1 protein-coding gene is annotated in these 712 nt (G+C 52.9%); it reads right to left on the minus strand.

The window, feature by feature from the left end:
- Positions 1 to 491: IS110 family transposase (locus AC07VF_RS26455; RefSeq protein ID WP_495031068.1), on the minus strand; the 491-nt coding region annotated here is incomplete at its 3' end.
- Positions 492 to 712 lie beyond the last annotated feature (221 nt).

Consider the following 712-nt stretch of genomic DNA (forward strand, 5'->3'; position numbering starts at 1 on the left):
TTGAGAAAAGTGGCGAACACAGCTTTCAAACTGGCGTCATTTGCCCAGCTCTGAGTCAGGCTGGTTTTGGCCTGAACCAGCGAAGCCCTGCGCCGCAGAAGGCTTTGCAGCTTGCCGTAGACGGCGGGAGGTGGAGTCCAGGGGCGTAAATCTTCGCCTTCGTTTTTCAGATAACGGGCAAGAAGACGAGCATCGGAGGCGTCCGTTTTACTGCGCACGCCAACACTTTTACGGTAATTACTCAGCTGATAGCCATCAATGATGTAAACGTCGAAACCCGCCTCATAAGCCAGCTCGATCAGGTCGATGTGATAAACATTTGTTGCTTCAACTGCAATCGCGGTGGGCCTCGGCAACGTTTTAAGCCAGCGCTTTATGGCGGGCTTGTCGTTGCTTATCGAGGTGAGCAAAACCTGATCTGGCTCGTAAATAACGAGTTCAACTTTGGCGACATCCACGCCCACGATTGACTTCGAAACGTGCATTGCCATGGACACTTCTCCACGTTAAGGTTTTACGGCTTGGAGGGGTTTCACCCAGAGGCGCAGGCTTGTTTCTATCGTCGCTTGAACGAAGCATTCTTTATCGGCGCTTTTGGTGGAAGGGGTGGGGCGAGGTCTCCCACGGTCTGTACTGTTGCAGCAGTCAGATGCGAACTGTTCGTCCCACCACCCCTTCAAGTCTAACCATACAAGCGAGCTTGCTCGCGAAG

This window comes from Pseudomonas sp. GW821-FHT02H06 (genome assembly GCF_059421525.1).